This is a genomic window from Clostridium caldaquaticum, from assembly GCF_023806125.1.
GTDB classification, from domain to species: domain Bacteria; phylum Bacillota; class Clostridia; order Clostridiales; family Clostridiaceae; genus Clostridium_AT; species Clostridium_AT caldaquaticum.
The window spans coordinates 13,520-32,326 of the sequence record NZ_JAMSKT010000023.1; the positions used below are offsets into that span (position 1 = coordinate 13,520).

Below are 18,807 nucleotides of genomic sequence, written 5' to 3' on the forward strand. Positions count from 1 at the left end.
AGCATGAAACCACTCCCCTATTATTTAAACTACCTGCAAACTAAATCTTAGTTTTTCCAAAGCTGTTTGAATTTTGCATCCATAGCCTTTACAACGTCTTCAACAGTTCCCTTTCCGCTGATTAATTCACCAAATTTTGCTTCCATTTCATCAGCTACTCCGCCTGGCCACATCTGATTGCAGAAGTAGAAAGAATTACCTTTTTGATATATATCATATAAACCTTTATTTAGCTCATTTTTTAATGGAACTCCCTTAAATACACTTATGGATGGATTTGAATCTCTCCATGTTTTAAATAAGTCTGATTTTCCGTCATACATTAATTCAAATATTTTCTTTACTTCTTCAGGGTATTTTGTTTTTGCATTAATTGCGTATCCCGCAGCTGAAGCAGCAGAAACATAAATAGGCTGTCCAGCAGCGTTAGCTGGAAGAGGCATATATCCTCTTTCAAAATCAACTGCTCCTTTATTCATAATAGACTTATAATCCCATGTACCATCAATATACATAGCAGTTTTTCCATCAATAAAAGTCTGTGTCGCCTGTGCTTGAGATAATCCTAAAGAGTTCTTTATCATATAACCTTTATCATAAAGCTCCTTATACATTGATATTACTTTAGTCCAGGCTGAATTACTAAATGTAGCAGTACCTGCCTGAAGCTTCTTATCAAAATCTTTATCCTGAGGGTAAAGAACGTTTGCAGCAATCTGATACAATCCTAGCTGCATCATCCATGCATCCTTATCTCCTATTACAATTGGTGTTATTCCAGAAACCTTAAGTTTTTCACAAACTGCTAAAAATTCATCCCAATTCTGTGGTTCTGAAGCTATGCCAGCTTTTTTGAAAGTATCTTTATTGTAGTAAACACCTATCATATCTAATCCATCTGAAACAGCGTATGGTTTTCCATTATAAGACATATCTTCTTTTGCTCCTGGTGCTATGTTATCCCAGAATTTCATATTTGACATATCCATAAGATATCCAGCTTTAGCCATATCTATCGCTCCAACTGTTCCAGTCTTAGGCCACACTAAAAATATATCAGGTGCTTCTCCTGAAGCAAGCTTTGTTTTTATTGCAGTTTGATACTGATCATCTGGCATTTTTGTTGATTCTAAAGTAATGTTAGGAAATGCTTCCTTAACTTTCTGAGGTAACAAATCAAGAGCAAAATCTTGTCCACTTGGTCCTCTTGTACCAGATACCATCATGCTTATGGTAATTTTTTTAGCTGAACCGGTTTCACTTGTTGTAGCAGAGTTATCTTTTTTACTACATCCAGTAAACACAGCTGCAGTAATTGCTGATGCAATTATTATTGCTAAGCTTTTTTTCATTTAACTTTTCCCCCTTAATCTGATTTTTAGTATATTTACACGATTACATAAGTAGGTTCACTTATCTTTCGTGCTGATTTAATTATATTACAACCTATATTGTACTTACTTTAGTAATTATGGTATACTTTTTTTAGAATCGATTTCATAAGGAGGCTCCTATGAATTTAAACAATATAAAAACTAAATTTTTTTTAATATTTACAGCCATATCTATAATTCCAATTTTAATCATAACAAAAATCTCTTACAACAGTTATACAAACCTTGTTAGTAAACAAATTTCACTGATTGCCTCAAATACTGTTAGTAGCTCTGTAGAAAGGCTTGATAATATTTTACTGGATATAGGCCGCATTACCTCCTCTTTTCAGCAATATTCCGTTGAAACCTATAATTGGGCAACAGGCAATACCGTTGCTGATGAGCTTAAAAAATTCAGTAATCCTTCTGCTAATGTTAGTGATTATGACCTTTATATAAGCAGAAAACACATGAACTTTATTTTTAAGAACCTTGTAAGCAGCTACAATTACCTTAATGGCATTTATATATTCACTCCAGGAGGATACAATATTACCTACACTAACAGGAATGATTTAAAGCCTGATTATAAGCCTTTTAATGACGACTGGTATAAAAATACTGTTGAAAATAACGGCATACTTTATGCAAGTGACTTTAGCAAAAAGAATTTTCTAATTCATGAAACAGATTCTATATTTTTTTCCAGAGCACTTTATGATTACCAGACACTTGAATTTCTTGGTGTTATATTGCTTGACTGTAGTATAGATATATTCAAAGGTTTGGATAAAGACTTAGTTCCAAACAGCACAAATATATATGTAATAAATGAAGATGGTAAAATCATCTTTGATAATACAATGGCTCAAATAGGGCAGCAGCTGTCAGATGATATATATACGAAAACTAAAGAACAGTCTGAAGGAAACTTTAGCAGCGATAATAAGCAGTTGTTAACCGTTTTTAAGTCTTTACCTAATTATAAATGGAAAGTTGTTGCCTCCATTTCAATAAATGAATTGAGCAAACAATTTGAGCCTACTAAAAAGTTAATACTGTATATCTCAATTACCTGTGCAATAATTTTTGTTATACTATCATTTATTTTATCAAAGCACCTTACTAAGCCTATAACCGAACTAAGTACAATAATGAGTAAAAATGTATCACACAAACTTGTAACCACAAAAAAATATCTTAAGCGAAATGATGAAATAGGAGTGCTTTATAATGAGTATAACAACATGATAAATGAAATAAATACTTTTATAAAAGAGAGCTATCAAAACAGACTTATAACTTTAGATTCACAAATGAAAGCTTTAGAAGCTCAAATAAACTCTCATTTTCTTTACAATACCTTAGAATCCATAAACAGTATAGCTGAAATTGAAGAAGTGGAAAGTATTGCAATTATTTCTAAAGCTTTAGGCGATATGTTCAGATATGCAATTAAAACCAAAAGCGAATTAGTATCTTTAAATGAAGAACTTGCTCATGTTAACAATTACCTTGAAATTCAAAAAATCCGATATGACAATAAATTTTCTTATACGTTTGATATAGAAGAAAATTTAAAAAATGAGAAAATATTAAAACTTATACTCCAGCCTATTGTAGAAAATTCATTATACCATGGACTTGAACATAAAAGAGACCATGGTGAACTTAAAATACGCGGCTTTAGCGAAAATAATCTCATATTTCTTGAAGTTTCTGATAATGGTCTTGGAGCTTCCCCTGAGCAGGTAGAAGAGATAAATAATCTTTTAAATCAGGAGCCTAAAATAACTGACCTCGGAAGAAGAGACAAGCAGAGCATAGGTATAAAAAATATACATTCAAGAATACAGCTTTACTATGGAAATGATTACGGCCTAACTTTTGAAAGCCGTGAAAACCTTGGAACAAAGGTAACAATACGCATTCCTAAACTTTAGATTAGAGGTGTTAATATGTATAAATTTATCGTAGTTGATGATGAACGTTTAATTAGAAAAGGTATACTTAAAAAAATAGAAAAGCTGGATTTAGAAATTGAGCTTGCTGGTGAAGCTGAAAATGGAGAAGAAGCAATTGAACTTATTGAAAAAGTAAAGCCTCACATAATTTTAACTGATATGAGAATGCCTCTTATGGATGGTAAAGCACTTTTAAAAAAATTACAGCAGGATTATCCAGAGATTAAAATTATTGTAATAAGCGGTTATTCCGATTTTGAATATTTACAGGAAGCAATATCTGCAAATGTTGTTGACTATATTTTAAAGCCTTTTAATAAAGAGGAAATTTATAAGTCTTTTACAAAAGCAATTAATTCTATTGATAAAGAGCTGTCCGCAACTAAAAAGCTTGAACAAATTGAAACTGAATTTGACATAAATTATCTTTCAGATTTAATAACCAGCTGTCAAACCGTTTATGATAGCGGATACTTTAAATCTACAAAAATAAAAACATTAAAAAATTTTCACAGTTTTCTTCTTTTATCAATTTATTCGCCAGAAAAGAGTTCAAAAGATATTTATGAAAACATGCTCACTTTTTCAAATTTTGCTGAAAACTGCGTTTTGATACCTGGTTCCTCTAAAATAAATCTCTGTTTTGTATTATATGCTTTTAATAATGAATCAAACGGTGAAATATCAGCCTTTGTTAAAAAGCAGGGTATTGAAATTTACGAACATCTAAAATCACTATCTTTTTCCAATATGTATTTAAGCTTCAGCAGCATTACAGCTGATTTAAGCCTTATAAATAACTGCTATCTTGAGTCCTTAGAGGCACTTAATAAAAGAGATGTTAGAGATAACTTTTATATCTTAATTTATGATAACTATGAAATATCCCCTGTAGAGTCGGACTGGGATAAGATTGATACACTTGTATTTTTTATAGAAGCAGGAAATGAAAGAAAGGTTTTAGAGCTTATAAATGAGTTTTTTAACACATTAGAAAACATATCTCCTTTAACACTTGTTACTATAAAATATAACTGCCTTACAGTTTTCAGAAGCATTAGAAATATGCTAAAAGATCATTATGATATTTTAAAGAAATATTCTTTTACAAATGATTATGAAGCTATTTTAAACAACAATTTTGATTATAATAAAATTAAAAGTTCCTCTATACAGATGTTAAGCAGATTAACCTCTATGTTTAAAGATAAGAATGTGTATCCATCAGAAGAATTAATTGAAAACATTAAAAAATATATTAAAAAAAATTACAGCAACGATATTAATCTAGAAAAAATATCTAGTTTATTTTTTCTAAACCCAAGCTACTTAAGCTTTTTATTTAAAGAAAAAACTGGTGAAAATCTTATTGATTTTGTAAACAAAGTGAGAATTGAAAAAGCTAAGGAGCTGCTAAAAACTACTGATTATAAAATCTATAAGATTGCTAAAATGCTTGGGTTTGATAATGACAAGTACTTCTTTAGGGTATTTAAAAAGCTAAGCGGATATACACCTGAAAAATATAGAATAATGGAACAGGTTAAATAATAAAAATCACATTTATATCATAAAGAAATTTTTACAGTATATATTTGACTTGTAAAATTATAGAGGTAGTGTAAATAGATCTTGTAATATTTATTTACACTACCTCTATAATTGCTTTAGTTTTCCTTTACCAATACCTCTTTACCCTTGAAAGCTATTCCAAGTTTTTTAAAATTCCTGATTGCTCTACTAATTCAAAAACATCAAATATTACATTACTCTTTTGTATTTATATTAATTATATCTGTTTCTCCCTTATCAACTTTTTGTGCGTTTTTTAAAAGCTCACAGGACTCCCCTGTACTAAAAACTACAATTACGTCAGTAGATGGCACTTTGCTTTTTATTTTTTCCAAATCAAACTTTATAAGTAAATCTCCAGCTTTCACCTTTTGACCTTGAACTACAAAAGCCTTAAATCCTTCACCATTAAGATTTACTGTATCAACACCTATATGAATCAGAATTTCAGTACCATTATAAGCTTTAATACCAACTGCATGAAAGGTTGGAAAAACTGCCTTAATAATACCATTAACCGGAGAATATACTTCTCCAGTTAATGGCTCTATCGCAAAACCCTGCCCTAATGTTTTAGAAGAAAAAACTTCATCTGATACTTCCGTTATATCTTTTAATTTTCCTTTAGCAGGAGATATAACCTCAAATTTTGACTTCTTAAAAAAATTAAACATCTATTGTCAACCTCTTTTCTGTATTAGATTGATCCGAGCTGCAACTTATATTTCACCTAAAATGCTTAAATACTAAACAATTTTATAAATCATCATAAGTTATAAGTTCTACTTTTGATTCTTCAAGCCATTTTCTTATATTTGGATCACATACCATATCAACTTCTAGAGGTCTTGGTATAGTAAGTGATGAATGCTTTAAAATATAACCATCTAGATATCCTGGATGACAAACATACATATAATACTTGTCATCTTCAGCATTTTCTACTAATTTTTTTAATGATTCATAAGGATCATAATCAGGCTTCATGCTGTCCATACTTATGTAAATCTCTTTGCTGGCAATCTTTAATGGTGTTCCGTCTATGGAAAATCCTGAATACTTTAAACCATACTTTTCTGCTACAATCTCCAGCCCTTTAAAAAAATTTGTACTTGCAACAGCATGTCCTTCAAAATAACGTGGAGGCTCTCCCACAAGCTCTACAAATCTTTTATATTGTGCTTCAATTTCCAGTATAACTTCATCTAAAACAACAAAATCTTCCTTTGCCTCACGATATTCCTTCGATGATTTAAATTCACCCTTTTCATTTGTAATACTTGGTATTAAATATGGATCTGTAAGCGGTTTACCTACACAGATATTTGTATGCTGTCCAAAGCAAACCTCTGTGCCTTTTAAAAGCTCTAATCCATGAACAACTAAAGGCATATTCGTCATAACTCCTACACTTTTAATAATGCCTTCTTTTACACTTTTAGCAATACCATAATTAACTCCCTCTGAATATCCTAAGTCATCAGCTCTCATAAGCAATTTTTTCATTTTAATCTTCCTTTCACCCGCATTCTTCTATTATTGCTTTCTAACAATTGGATCATCTTTTTTAAAACCCAGAAAATACGTAGCTATAGTAGCAGCAACAAAAGCAATAACACTTGAAATACTACCCTGAATTAAGTTTGAAAAGGGACCTCCTGCATAACCAAGCACAGCAAGTACACTTGCAACAGGAACCATGGTGTAAGCACTTACTCCCATTATAGCAGCATAAAGTCCTCCTGCAAAGCCACCTATCATCATACCTACAAACGGACGCTTATACCTCATTCCTATACCATAAAGCCCAGGTTCAGTAACTCCTCCAATAAAACCAGCAATAAGATAACCTACACTAAGACTTTTTTGTTCTTTTTCTTTAATGCGAAGTGCTGCTCCTAAACACATACCTGAAACAGCAAGGCTGGCTGAAATAGCACCAGGACTTACTAAAGCTTCATGACCAGTGCTTGTAAACACAAGAATAAGAGCAGAAATTAAAACAACATGCATACCGCTCATTACTAAAAATTCCCACAATGCACCAATAACAGCAATTACAAGAATTCCAACAAAACCTGATGCCTTAGAAAGTCCTAAAAGTGCATTACAGAAGTAAGTTCCAATGAAAGAACCAGCTGGACCTAAAATACAAAGAGTAATAGGCAGCATAACAAGTATTGTTAATGATGGTGCAAGAATTGTCTTTAATGTACTGGGTAAATACTTTTTAAAGAATTTTTCAACATACGACATAACAAATACTGACATTATAATCGGTAAAATAGTACTTGAATAATTCTGAGCTTTTGCTGGAATTCCATAAACAGTAAAATAAGTTCCCTTAGCTGCCATATCAACAAAAGTTGGATGAAGCATTATTGCACCTAAGAACATTCCAATCACAGGTGTAGCGCCAAACTTTTTAGCAGCTGTATATCCAACTACAATTGGGAAAAAATAGAATCCTGCGTCCCCTACGAAAGTAAACAATTTATATAAATCATTTGATTCACTTATTACCTTAAGCATACTTGGTCCAAGTAATGCTGCAAAAAGCTTAAACATAGATGCTGCCATCATCAGCGGGATTAAAGGTGTAAGGCAGCCTGCAAGCCCATCGAGTATACTGCTTCCTATAGACTTAAATGTTATTTTCTTTTCTTCCTTATCAAGATTTTCATTAATTCTTGAACTATTTTCAAAGCCTCCTATTTCACATAAACAGTTGAAAACCTGATCTACAGTCTGTCCAATTATAATCTGCAACTGACCTCCAGCCTTCATTACACCTAAAACACCTGGAATTTTTTTAATTTCATCTTGGTCTGGTATACTCTCATCTTTGAGATTAAAACGAAGTCTAGTCATACAATGAGTAACTAGTGTGACATTTTCCTTTCCCCCAACCGCCTTTAAAACATCCTCAGCAGTTTTTTGAAACTTTTCATTTTTAGACATCTTTTTTTTCCTCCTTATTATTTTTAAATAAAAAAACCCAAACCAATATGATTTTATTCTCACATCAGTTTTGGGTAATGCCTCCATTACGAGTAACAATCCTTAATCTTTAATTATTATATTATTAATCATTCTACTAATATGCATCATCAAATAAAGAATTTCATTTTCTGAGCTTTTATCCCCAAGTTTCTCATCAATAAAATTCCCTATCATATAAGCACATTCATAAACCTTCGGATACTTTTCTTTCATAGCTTCAATAATTGAAGTATTATCATCCATAAACTGTTTTTTCTCTTTAATCCTTTTTAAATAATATCTAAAATGCATAGCAAATCTGTTATAATTAAAACCATTTCTATCTATTGATACGGAAAAAAAGCTTTCAATCTTATAAGCTGCTTCTTCAATTAACGCTTCTGTATCTGGTCCTTCTTCTGGTTCCTTTTCTTCCTCTGCATTAACAAAATGCATAGCTATACTTGTGATTTCACTATCTGGAAGTTTCACATAAAGTTTTTCCTGGATTAATTTGATTGCATATCTTCCAAGTTCAGTTTCCTTTGGATATAACTGCTCCACATCATAGGAAAACAGCATCTGCATTTTTTTATACTTTTTCATTCGCATAATTGCAAAATTAATATGATCCGCCAAACCAACTACCAAATTAGGATTCAAATTGCATTTTAATGTTGACTGAGCCTTGTGCACAAGCAGTGCAGAAACCTCAAATATATTTTCAGGAATCTCTCCAATCAAATTATATAAACTGCTGTCAATTCTATAGAAGGTCATTGAAATTAAGCTTAAATCCGAAAGCTCATAAGGCATCGCAGGAAAACCAATTCCTTTTCCAAAAGCAATTAATTCTTTATTTTTACTATCAACACATATTGCTACATTGTTGTTAATCTTTTTAACGACCCTCATATCTGACTCCTTTTAAGTTTATTCAAAAAACAAAAAACTCCCTGAAACATACCAGTAAAGACAGGTAATGCCTCAAAGAGTAACAATCCTTGTCTATTATTTTAGCGTACGTTTACACTAATGTCAATATACTGTATTAACTTTTTAATATACCGATAAAACTAATGCTGTTAAAACTCAAAAAAAATTTAAAGCAATAAAAGCCGAAATAAAAGGACGGTAAAAAATTAACCGCCCTTTTATTATATTATTTCATTAATATCAACTACAGACAAGTCTTTTGCTCTAAAGGTAGCTTTTTCATTGTTTGATGCAAAACCTACTCCTAAAACTTTCATTCCCCCAGCTAATGCAGCTTCCACTCCTGCATCTGCATCTTCCACAACCAGACAGTCTTCAGGCTGAATGTTCAGCTTTTTAGCTGCAAGTAAGAATACTTCTGGGTCTGGCTTGCTGTTTTTTATTTCATTCCCATCAGCTACAGCATCAAAATAACTGCCTAAGCCTATCTTCTCTAATATAAATGGGGTATTCTTGCTGGAAGAACCTATAGCAATTTTTATGTTTCTTTCTTTTAACTGTTCCAATACTTTCATAACTCCAGTTAAAATATCTGCAGGAGAGAGATTATTTAAAAGCTCTCTATAAAAATCATTTTTTATTTGAGCTAAATTAAGCTTTTCTGCTTCACTATACTGTTTTTCTGCCCTTTTTAAAATAATCTCCAAGCTTTCCATACGGCTTACTCCGCGAAGATTTTCATTAATCTCTCTGTCAAAATATATGCCTTCTTCATCAGCAATCTTCTTCCAAGCCTGATAATGATACTCATCTGTAGATACTATAACTCCGTCTAAATCAAAAATTACTGCTCTTATACTCATTAATTCACTTCCTATTCTAAAACCTTAGTAATATGTCTATTTTATCAAAATATTTCTAAATTAGGAAGAGTGAATTTAGTTATAACCTAGGTTACATCTGATTTACAAACTTTTTATTCTAATTCTTCTCCATTAGTTTCTATAACTTTTTTATACCAGTAGAAACTCTTTTTTCTCTTTCTGTCAAGAGTTCCTTTTCCTTCGTTGTCCTTATCAACATAAATAAATCCGTAACGTTTTTTCATCTCTCCTGTAGATGCACTTACTAGGTCTATGCAGCCCCAAGGAGTATAACCCATTAAATCAACTCCATCAGTTATAGCTTCCCTCATTTCTTTGATGTGCTCTCTTAAATAATCTATTCTATAATCATCATTAATTGAGCCATCTGCCTCTACAGTATCAACAGCACCTAGACCGTTTTCTACAACCATTAACGGAATTCTGTATCTATTGTAAATATTATTTAAAGTCCATCTTAATCCTTTTGGATCAATCTGCCATCCCCAATCACTTGCTTTAAGGTATGGATTTTTTAATCCTAAGGAAAGATTTCCTCCTATTTTCTCCTGATTTGGGTCTGCACTAACACAGAAAGACATATAATAGCTGAAGGTATAAAAATCAACACAGCCTTCTTTTAAAATTTTTTCATCATCTTTTTCCATTACTATATTAATATTATTTTCTTTAAAAAACCTTTTTGCAAAGCCTGGGTATTCCCCTCTTACTTGAACATCGGAACAAAGGAAATTGCTTAGATTATCCTTATTTTGAGCTAAAATTACATCTTCTGGATTAGGAGTGAGCGGATAAGTACACATATACGCAATCATACAGCCTATCTTGAAGTCTTTATTTATTTCATGACCGAGCTTTACTGCTTTTGCACTTGCTACAAACTGATGATGCAAAGCCTGGAATCTAATCTGATCATTGTTTAATGCAGCATTTGTAAATTCTCCATTCCCCTCTGGCATAATTGCTCCTGCCATGAAGGTTCCTAAAGGCATCGTTAAAGCGTTTATTTCATTAAAAGTCAGCCAGTACTTAACAACATTTTTATATCTGTTAAAAATTGTTTCACAATATTTAACATAAAAATCAATTACTCTTCTGTCTGCCCAGCCGTTATACTTTTTGGTTAAATTAAAAGGTGCTTCATAATGTGATATTGTAACTAAAGGTTCTATATTATATTTCTTTAGTTCTGCAAACACATCATCATAAAACTTCAGGCCTTCTTCATTTGGCTCCTTGTCATCACCGTTTGGGAATATTCTTGACCAGGCTATAGACATTCTGAAAACCTTAAATCCCATTTCAGCAAACAATTTAATATCTTCCTTATAACGATGATAAAAATCAATTGCTTCATGGCTTGGATAATAAGTTCCTTCCTCTAAAACAGGTGTAATTCTTCTTGGGATTGTATGTGTTCCTCCTGTCATTACATCTGCAGTACTTAAACCCTTTCCTCCTTCTCTATAACCGCCTTCAAACTGATTTGCAGCAGTTGCTCCTCCCCACAAAAATCCTTGGGGAAACTTTGCTAATACATTACTCATAATATTTCCCTCCATGTTAATATTTTAAAACAGCAGATTAAAATAAATCATATCTGCTGTTTTGTAAAGTGTTCAATATTTTATCTAAATCATTACTGTTAATAAATCATCTTTAAAATTAACATTCTTTTTATCTGTTTCAATAATGTCTAAGTAATTATCTGAATTTGTAATTACTACAGGTGTTGTTACAGAATATCCTTCCTTCTTTATAGCTTCAATATCAAATTCTAATAATACCTGACCTTTCTTTATAGTATCCCCTTGTTTTGCTTTAGCATGAAAATGTCTGCCTTCTAACTGAACTGTATCCATACCAATATGAATGAGTATTTCAGTACCTTTATCGCTTGTAATTCCTAAAGCATGGTTTGTTGGAAATAAAGTTGTTAAAGTTCCATCTACTGGAGAAACTATCTTGCCTTCTGCTGGTTCAACAGCAACACCCTTACCTAATGCTCCTTTAGAAAAAGCTTCATCTTTTATTTCAGATAAAGGTATTACTTCTCCTTTTAATGGACTAACTACTGTTTCCTGCTTTACTAATGCTTCACCTTTATTTGCATCCTTAGTTTCTTCGTTATTTTCTTCATCTTTAAAACCTGAGAAAAGCATTAGTAATAAACCTAAAACAAATGCAACAGCAATACCTATAATAATACCATAAAAGCCTCTATCTATTCCTTGTGGTCCAATGTAACTTGGTATACCAAATATTCCTAAACCACCTAACATCCATAGTTTACTACCAAATAAACTTATAATACCTCCACCAATTGCAGCAGCAATACAGCTTATTATAAATGGTTTTTTACGTGGCAGTGTAACTCCATATATTGCTGGCTCCGTAACTCCAAAAATACCTGAAATAAATGCTGGTATACTTAATGATTTTAGCTTAGTATCTTTTGTTTTAAGAAGTATAGCTAATACTACACCTGTCTGAGCAAAAGATGGTGCAAATGCTGCTGGAAGAATAGGGTCATAATGAAATACTGTAAGATTGTTTATAACAATAGGAATTAGTCCCCAGTGTAATCCGAATATTACTAGCACCTGCCATAAACCAGCAACTATAATTCCTGCAATTACTGGAGTAAAATTAAATAAAGCAAGTGTTGCTGAACCGATTGCTTTACCAGCCCAAGTTGCTACAGGTCCAATAACTATAAATGCAAGCGGTGCAGTTACTAATAATGTGCAGAAAGGAACTAAGAAAGTTTTAACTACATCTGGTATTACCTTTTTAAAGAATTTTTCTATTTTAGATGCTACATAAACAGTTAATATTATAGGAATAACACTTGATGAATAGTTCATTAATATAACCGGTATACCTAAGAATGTTAAATATACAGGTGATTCAAAGAATGTACCAGCAAATGCTGTATATAATGGTTTTCCTGCTGTTAAATTAGCTAGTGCAGGATAAACAAGCACAGCACCTAATGCCATTCCAGTAAATTGATTAACATTGAACTTTTTAGCTGCAGTAAAACCTAGAAAAATCGGGAAGAAGTAAAACAAACAGTCACCTATAGCATTTAAAACCTGATAAGTTCCTGATGTTGCAGTGTATAATCCTAATGCTACAAATAATGCATTAAAACCTTTTATCATACCTGTTGCAGAAAGCACACCTAGAGTTGGTGAGAATACACCTGAAATAATATCTATGAAACTGTTAAGTAAACCTTTCTTTTCATTTGCATCTTGGGAATCTGCTCCTTCTGCATTAAAGCCTCCCACAGCAACTACATCAGCGTAAACATCAGGAACATGATTACCAATAACTACCTGATATTGTCCACCGCTTTTTACTACAGTAACAACACCTTCCATTTTCTTTAAAACTTCTGTATTTGCTTTACTTTCATCCTTTAACTTAAAGCGAAGACGTGTAATACAGTGAGTTAAACTATTAACATTTTCCTTACCGCCGACATTTTTTATAATGTCTTTAGCCAGTTTTTCATACTTCATAATAATCTCTCCTTTTTTTATTTTTATTAGTTTTAGTATTTTTATAGTTTTTTATATAAAAAGCGAGACCAAACAGAAAGTATAATTTTTATACTTTCTAGGTTGGTCTCGCCTGCATTACCAGTAACAATCCAAAAATTATTCAGTTTATCTTTGAGTAACACGCTGAATATGAATAGTTAGATATAACTTTTCTTCATCTGACAGCTCAGTTTCTAAATATTTTTCTATCTTAAGCATACAGTCATAGGCTTTTTTATACTTTGTTTTAACTTTCCTCAAAAGATAATCATCTTCTGCTTCAGCTGTTTCTTTTTTATTCAGCCTTTGGAAAAAGAATCTTAAATGTGTAATAAATCTTTCATAACTTATTGATTTTTCATTAAGTGTAATACCATAAGTATAAGTTACAATATTTAAAATATCCTGTATTTTCTTCGTCTGCTCAGCTATATTTTCCATGTTATTGTAGGAACTATTAACCTGAGCATTAATTAAATGAAGAGCTATATTACCTGCTTCATCTTCAGGAAGCTTTTTACCAAGTTCCTCTTCAATGAACTCAAGTGCTTTTAAACCAATTTGAAATTCCTTAGGATAAAATTTCTTAATTTCCCAGATCAGCGGATTAAGATTTTTTAAACCTTCATTGTACATCTTAAAGGTATTGTATATATGATCAGTGAGAGTTACATATATATAATCATTTAGTCTGGCATCTAACATATTTTTTGCATATTCAATGATGTCATAACATAATGAAACATATTCGGAAGGAACATCTTCCAATAATAATTTAAATTTTTCAGAAGCATCTTTTTGTTTAAGAATAAAGGTTTTCTCGATTAGATTTTTGTCTACCTTTTCGCCTATACTCTTTTTAAATGCTATTCCGCAACCCATAATAACTAATTCACGATTATCTGCATCCTTAGCTACAATGGCATTATTATTAAATATTTTTTTTATTATCATTCTATCCTCCTCTCCTTAATCATATATGTTAATTTTAAAAAAACAAAAACCTCAGATCATAAGAAGAAAAATAAAATAAATCTCTTCTTATATTCTAAGGTATCGCCTGATCTAGTCAGTAACAATCCAAAATTTATAATCGTTTTCCTGCTTATAATATTACTTTATTTTAAATTGGTTGTCAATATTTTTTTGTAACTAGATAGGCAGATTATTTAAAATTAATTTATTCAGTATATTCTCTGCTTTCTTCTTCACCTCTAAGCACTCTTAGCGTTCCAAGTGCAAGAGATTCCATTTCATTTTCTCCTGGCATTATTACAACAGGAGCAATAAACTGAACTCTTTTCTTAATCCAGGAAGTTAGTGTTTCTGAATAAGCAATTCCACCAGTAAGAATAATTACATCTACATTACCTTCCACTACTGTAGCTAAATCTCCAATACCTTTGGCTACCTGATAAGCCATTGCTTCATATATAAGCTTTGCATATTCATCCCCGTTATCTATTCTCTTTTGGACTTCTCTTGCATCTACTGTATTAAGATAAGATTTTAAGCCGCCGTTTCCTCTAAGCATTTTGTGCATAGTTCTTGCATCATACTTGCCAGAAAAGCAAAGGTCAATAAGATCATGACAAGGTACTCTTCCTGATCTTTCAGGTGAGAAAGGTCCTTCATCATCTGTCAAAACATCTACCATTCTTCCTTTTTCGTGAACAGTAATAGATATTCCTCCACCTAAATGAGCTACAACAAAATTCATATCGGAGTATTTCTTTCCCTGCTCTTTAGCATACTTAATAGCCATTGCTCTTGAATTTAGGGCATGACTTGTGCTTGTTCTTTCTATTTGTATAATACCGGAAATTCTAGCAATATCTTTAAGTTCATCTACTCTTACAGAGTCATATATATAAGCATTAACTCCTATAGTGTTAGCAATTTCGTAAGCTATTAATGCACCTAAATTTGATGCATGCTCTATAACCGGATTATTTTTAAGCCTGCATGCCATAACTTCATTGACTCTATAAGCTCCTGATTTTACTTTAGGAAGCATTCCTCCTCTTCCAACTACTGCAGATAATTCATTAACATTATATCCATTTTCCTTTAGAAAGGAAAGTACCACATCTTTTCTCATTTCGAATTGATCCTGAATTCTTTCATACTTTTCTATTTCTTCTGCAGTATGATCAAGAGTTTTAACAAATATTTGTTTTTCATCTTCGTATAATGCTATTTTTGTTGATGTAGATCCTGGATTAATAGCTAATATTTTATAACTCATTTTTCCCTCCTGTATTTCTTTAAAGCACATAACAATTATTAATTGTTATGCCTCCTGTATTTTAATATATTTCAGCAAAGCTGCTGAGCAGGCTGTGTCTTTTCCCCTTTACCTTTTTTAGCAAGTGCAAGCAGAAGCCCTAAAGCTATAGATAAAAATGCTGAAACAAGAACTCTATATTGCCCTGGCAATAAGAAAACTATTGTGTGAGCAGGTATCCAGAAGAATGGACACGTTTTTAACCAGCTGAATTCAACTAATGAATTCCAGTCATTTTTTGCTATAAGTTCTTTTAAAGTTACTTTTTCGCCCTTTTTCTCATATTTTGTATCTATATACATGTCTGTAAATCTATGAAATGCCATCATCATTGGTCCAAAAGTGACATTCATTACTGCACTGCCAAAGAAAGCCTGCGCTAAAACCGATCCTTTAAATGGAAGTCTTCCTGCTGCCTGAGCAGCTGCAGCTCCACCCATGAATAATGTAAAAACAAGAGTTACCATCATTCCTATAATTCCCCATATAATAGCTTTATAAATAGCTCCTGTAGGCATTTTCCATTCACCTTTTAAAACTCTTGCTCCAAGCATGTCTCCCATAGTTGCTAATATGGAAAATTTTATAAATCCTCCTATATAAGGATGGGTCTCAGTAGCTAAAATAAATGCTGCACGGGAAGATGGTACTACAAGTATAACTACCCAGACTAAAAGTGCCAGTGCCCAGTATAAATCTCCTTTTTTCAATCAAAATCACTCCTTTGAAGTCTGTACAAATAATATCACCTAAAAGCAATAAACGCTTCTTATATTTTTTATTTCTGAGCTCTTCCAATTTCAAGCCCTTTCTCAAAAGCTTCTTTATTTAACGGAAGTAACTTTGGTTTTTTGCTGAGTGTGTGTTCAATTGTTCTCCAGACAATTTCAGGAGAAATAACTTCAGTAAACCCTATATATACACCAAGCATAATAACATTAAGAACTTTTGCATTTCCAAGCTCAAGAGCAAGCTCTGTTACTGGTGCTGAAACAATTTTTACATCATTTCTTTTAATCTCCTTTTTAACGATTGAGCTATTAATAAAAAGTGTACCGCCTTTTTTTAATGTACCGATAAATCTATCTAATGATGGCTCGTTCATAACAATTAAATCATCCATAACGTCGCCTAAAGGCGCTCCTATCATTTCGTCTGAAATAACAACGAAGCAGTTTGCTGTGCCGCCACGCTGCTCAGCTCCATATGATGGGAAGAAAGTAACATTTTTATCTGTAGAATCACAGGTTGCAGATGCTAAAAATTTTCCAAGTGTCATTACACCCTGTCCGCCAAATCCGGCAACACACAAGTTTGTTTCCATATCTTCTTTCTCCTTTCATTTTAAACGCTGTGTAATTGGGCTTGGCTCCCTGTCGCCAGCCAAATTACACTTTAAAGGCTGTTTAAGGCTTTAACCTTCTATCTATCTCTTATTACACCAAGTGGATATTCTGCTAGCATTTTTTCTTCAAGGAATTTAAGTGAATCCAGCGGGTCAAGCCCCCAGTTTGTTGGGCAATTTGTCACAATTTCCACCATTGAAAAACCTTTACCATTTAACTGATTTTCGAATGCTTTTCTAATTGCCTTTTTAGTTTTCATTACATTTGCTGGAGTATTGCAGCTTGTGCGCTCTAAATATGCTGGAGCTGTAAGCTGATTTAATATTTCACACATATGCATTGGGTATCCATGTTCATCAGCATTACGTCCTTTTGGTGCTGTGCTTGCTTTCATGCCAAGTAATGTAGTTGGAGCCATCTGACCTCCTGTCATACCATAAATACCATTATTTATAAAAATAACAGAAATATTTTCACCACGGTTTGCTGCTGAAATTGATTCACCAAGTCCAATTGAAGCAAAATCACCATCTCCCTGATAAGTATAAACCAATGAATCTGGATTTGCTCTTTTAATACCTGTTGCAACAGCACAGGCACGTCCATGAGGTGAAGTTATATTATCATATGCCATATAGTCCATATGAAGTCCGCAGCATCCAATACCAAGCACACAGACAGCTTTTTCAACAATGTTCATTTCTTCTAAGACTTCACCTATTAATTTAATAACTGTACCATGCATACAGCCCGGGCAGAAACCTGAAACTTTATCTTGTTGGATTGTTTTTGTTCTTGCATAAACTTTTTCCACTTTTCATACCCTCCTAATTTTCATTAATTTTTCTGACAGCTGCAATAATTGCTTCACGTCTCATTATATTACCACCTGAACATAAACAAGTTTCTATTGGACAACGTTCTTTTACGCCTTTTTCCACATCTTCTACAAACTGTGCAGGAATAGACATTTCAACATCTAAAACAGCTTTACATATATCATAATTAATATTATCAAAGGCTTTATATGGGAAAGGATGAACTGTAATTGGTCTAATTAAACCAGCTTTAATTCCTTCTCTGCGAAGAACATCAACGGCTGATTTTGCTATACGAGCAGAAATACCATAAGCAGCAATAACAATATTTGCATCTTCTATCATATACTCCTCTACCTGTACATCTTTTTCCCAGGACGCATATAAAAGTGCAGCTTCTTCATTTACTTTCTGCATCTTGCTTGTCATCCATTGACCCGGTTCAATCCATGCCCTATTTGGATAGTCTAATTTATGTCCTATACAAGCCCAATCTTTATTAGCTTCTTTTAATGTAGCAACTTCTTCACCTGTTTTCATTTCAGGCAGCACAACCGGTTCCATCATTGTTCCAATAACACCATCACAAAGAATCATTACAGGATTTCTGTCTCTTTGAGCATAATCAAATGCTTTATATGTCATGTCAACAGCTTCCTGCACTGAAGCTGGAGCAAATACCATCATTTCGAATCCGCCGTTACCTGCAGCTTTTGTTGCTTGGAAATAATCCTGCTGAGCTGGCTGTATAGAACCTACACCAGGGCCTCCGCGTGATATATTAGCATAAACCATTGGTATACGTGCTGCTGCACAATATGATATACCTTCAGATTTCAGTGATATTCCAGGGCTTGATGATGATGTCATTGCTCTTGTTCCTGTTGAAGCAGCACCATAAACCATGCTTATAGATGCAACTTCACTTTCTCCTTGTATAAAAACTCCTCCAACTTCAGGCATCCTTCTTGCAAAGTATTCTGGAATTTCATTTTGTGGTGTTATAGGATATCCTGCAAAAAATCTGCAGCCTGCTCTGACAGCAGCTTCCGCTATAGCTTCACAGCCTTTCATAAATACTCTATCCATAT

Annotated in this window: 16 protein-coding genes; 2 read left to right on the forward strand and 14 right to left on the reverse strand. The window is 32.7% G+C overall.

Features of this window, described 5'->3' with window-relative positions:
* Window positions 1–47 precede the first annotated feature (47 nt).
* Window positions 48–1,352 (reverse strand): ABC transporter substrate-binding protein, encoded by a 1,305-nt coding sequence (locus M2651_RS12890; protein WP_252132748.1) that lies wholly within the window; start codon window positions 1,350–1,352, stop codon window positions 48–50.
* Between the two features lie 161 nt (window positions 1,353–1,513).
* On the opposite strand from M2651_RS12890, the gene M2651_RS12895 reads away from it, so the two are divergent.
* Both M2651_RS12895 and M2651_RS12900 read left to right on the forward strand, forming a co-directional pair.
* Window positions 1,514–3,319 (forward strand): sensor histidine kinase, encoded by a 1,806-nt coding sequence (locus M2651_RS12895; RefSeq protein WP_252132749.1) that lies wholly within the window; start codon window positions 1,514–1,516, stop codon window positions 3,317–3,319.
* A 15-nt stretch (window positions 3,320–3,334) separates the two neighbouring features.
* The gene (locus tag M2651_RS12900) at window positions 3,335–4,891 is read left to right on the forward strand and encodes a response regulator transcription factor (protein WP_252132750.1); all 1,557 of its coding nucleotides are present in this window, start codon (window positions 3,335–3,337) and stop codon (window positions 4,889–4,891) included.
* A 215-nt stretch (window positions 4,892–5,106) separates the two neighbouring features.
* On the opposite strand, the gene M2651_RS12905 is transcribed toward M2651_RS12900, so the two are convergent.
* The 13 genes from M2651_RS12905 to vorB form a co-directional block, all read right to left on the reverse strand.
* A complete protein-coding gene (locus M2651_RS12905; RefSeq protein WP_252132751.1) occupies window positions 5,107–5,586 on the reverse strand; it encodes a PTS sugar transporter subunit IIA in 480 nt (159 codons plus the stop codon).
* A gap of 82 nt (window positions 5,587–5,668) precedes the next feature.
* Window positions 5,669–6,418 (reverse strand): ChbG/HpnK family deacetylase, encoded by a 750-nt coding sequence (locus tag M2651_RS12910; RefSeq protein WP_252132752.1) that lies wholly within the window; start codon window positions 6,416–6,418, stop codon window positions 5,669–5,671.
* Window positions 6,419–6,448: 30 nt separating this feature from the next.
* Entirely contained in the window at window positions 6,449–7,873 is a 1,425-nt protein-coding gene (locus M2651_RS12915) for a PTS transporter subunit EIIC (RefSeq protein ID WP_252132753.1), read from the reverse strand.
* 102 nt (window positions 7,874–7,975) lie between these two features.
* On the reverse strand, window positions 7,976–8,809 hold the full coding sequence (locus tag M2651_RS12920; RefSeq protein WP_252132754.1) for a PRD domain-containing protein: 834 nt from the start codon (window positions 8,807–8,809) through the stop codon (window positions 7,976–7,978).
* A gap of 242 nt (window positions 8,810–9,051) precedes the next feature.
* Window positions 9,052–9,693, reverse strand: coding sequence for a beta-phosphoglucomutase (gene pgmB, locus M2651_RS12925; protein ID WP_252132755.1), 642 nt, complete (start codon window positions 9,691–9,693; stop codon window positions 9,052–9,054).
* A 113-nt stretch (window positions 9,694–9,806) separates the two neighbouring features.
* Window positions 9,807–11,261: a glycoside hydrolase family 1 protein gene (locus tag M2651_RS12930; protein ID WP_252132756.1), complete on the reverse strand. Its 1,455-nt coding sequence runs from the start codon at window positions 11,259–11,261 to the stop codon at window positions 9,807–9,809.
* Window positions 11,262–11,345: 84 nt separating this feature from the next.
* Window positions 11,346–13,244 (reverse strand): beta-glucoside-specific PTS transporter subunit IIABC, encoded by a 1,899-nt coding sequence (locus M2651_RS12935; RefSeq protein WP_252132757.1) that lies wholly within the window; start codon window positions 13,242–13,244, stop codon window positions 11,346–11,348.
* A gap of 147 nt (window positions 13,245–13,391) precedes the next feature.
* Complete coding sequence (licT, locus tag M2651_RS12940) at window positions 13,392–14,219, reverse strand: BglG family transcription antiterminator LicT (protein ID WP_252132758.1); 828 nt, start codon at window positions 14,217–14,219, stop codon at window positions 13,392–13,394.
* A gap of 226 nt (window positions 14,220–14,445) precedes the next feature.
* Window positions 14,446–15,513, reverse strand: coding sequence for a butyrate kinase (gene buk / locus M2651_RS12945; RefSeq protein WP_252132759.1), 1,068 nt, complete (start codon window positions 15,511–15,513; stop codon window positions 14,446–14,448).
* Window positions 15,514–15,584: 71 nt separating this feature from the next.
* Window positions 15,585–16,262: a hypothetical protein gene (locus M2651_RS12950; protein WP_252132760.1), complete on the reverse strand. Its 678-nt coding sequence runs from the start codon at window positions 16,260–16,262 to the stop codon at window positions 15,585–15,587.
* A 68-nt stretch (window positions 16,263–16,330) separates the two neighbouring features.
* The gene (locus M2651_RS12955; protein WP_252132761.1) at window positions 16,331–16,876 is read right to left on the reverse strand and encodes a 2-oxoacid:ferredoxin oxidoreductase subunit gamma family protein; all 546 of its coding nucleotides are present in this window, start codon (window positions 16,874–16,876) and stop codon (window positions 16,331–16,333) included.
* Window positions 16,877–16,974: 98 nt separating this feature from the next.
* Entirely contained in the window at window positions 16,975–17,712 is a 738-nt protein-coding gene (locus tag M2651_RS12960) for a thiamine pyrophosphate-dependent enzyme (protein WP_252132762.1), read from the reverse strand.
* A gap of 13 nt (window positions 17,713–17,725) precedes the next feature.
* Entirely contained in the window at window positions 17,726–18,805 is a 1,080-nt protein-coding gene (vorB, locus tag M2651_RS12965) for a 3-methyl-2-oxobutanoate dehydrogenase subunit VorB (protein ID WP_252132763.1), read from the reverse strand.
* Window positions 18,806–18,807: the final 2 nt, after the last annotated feature.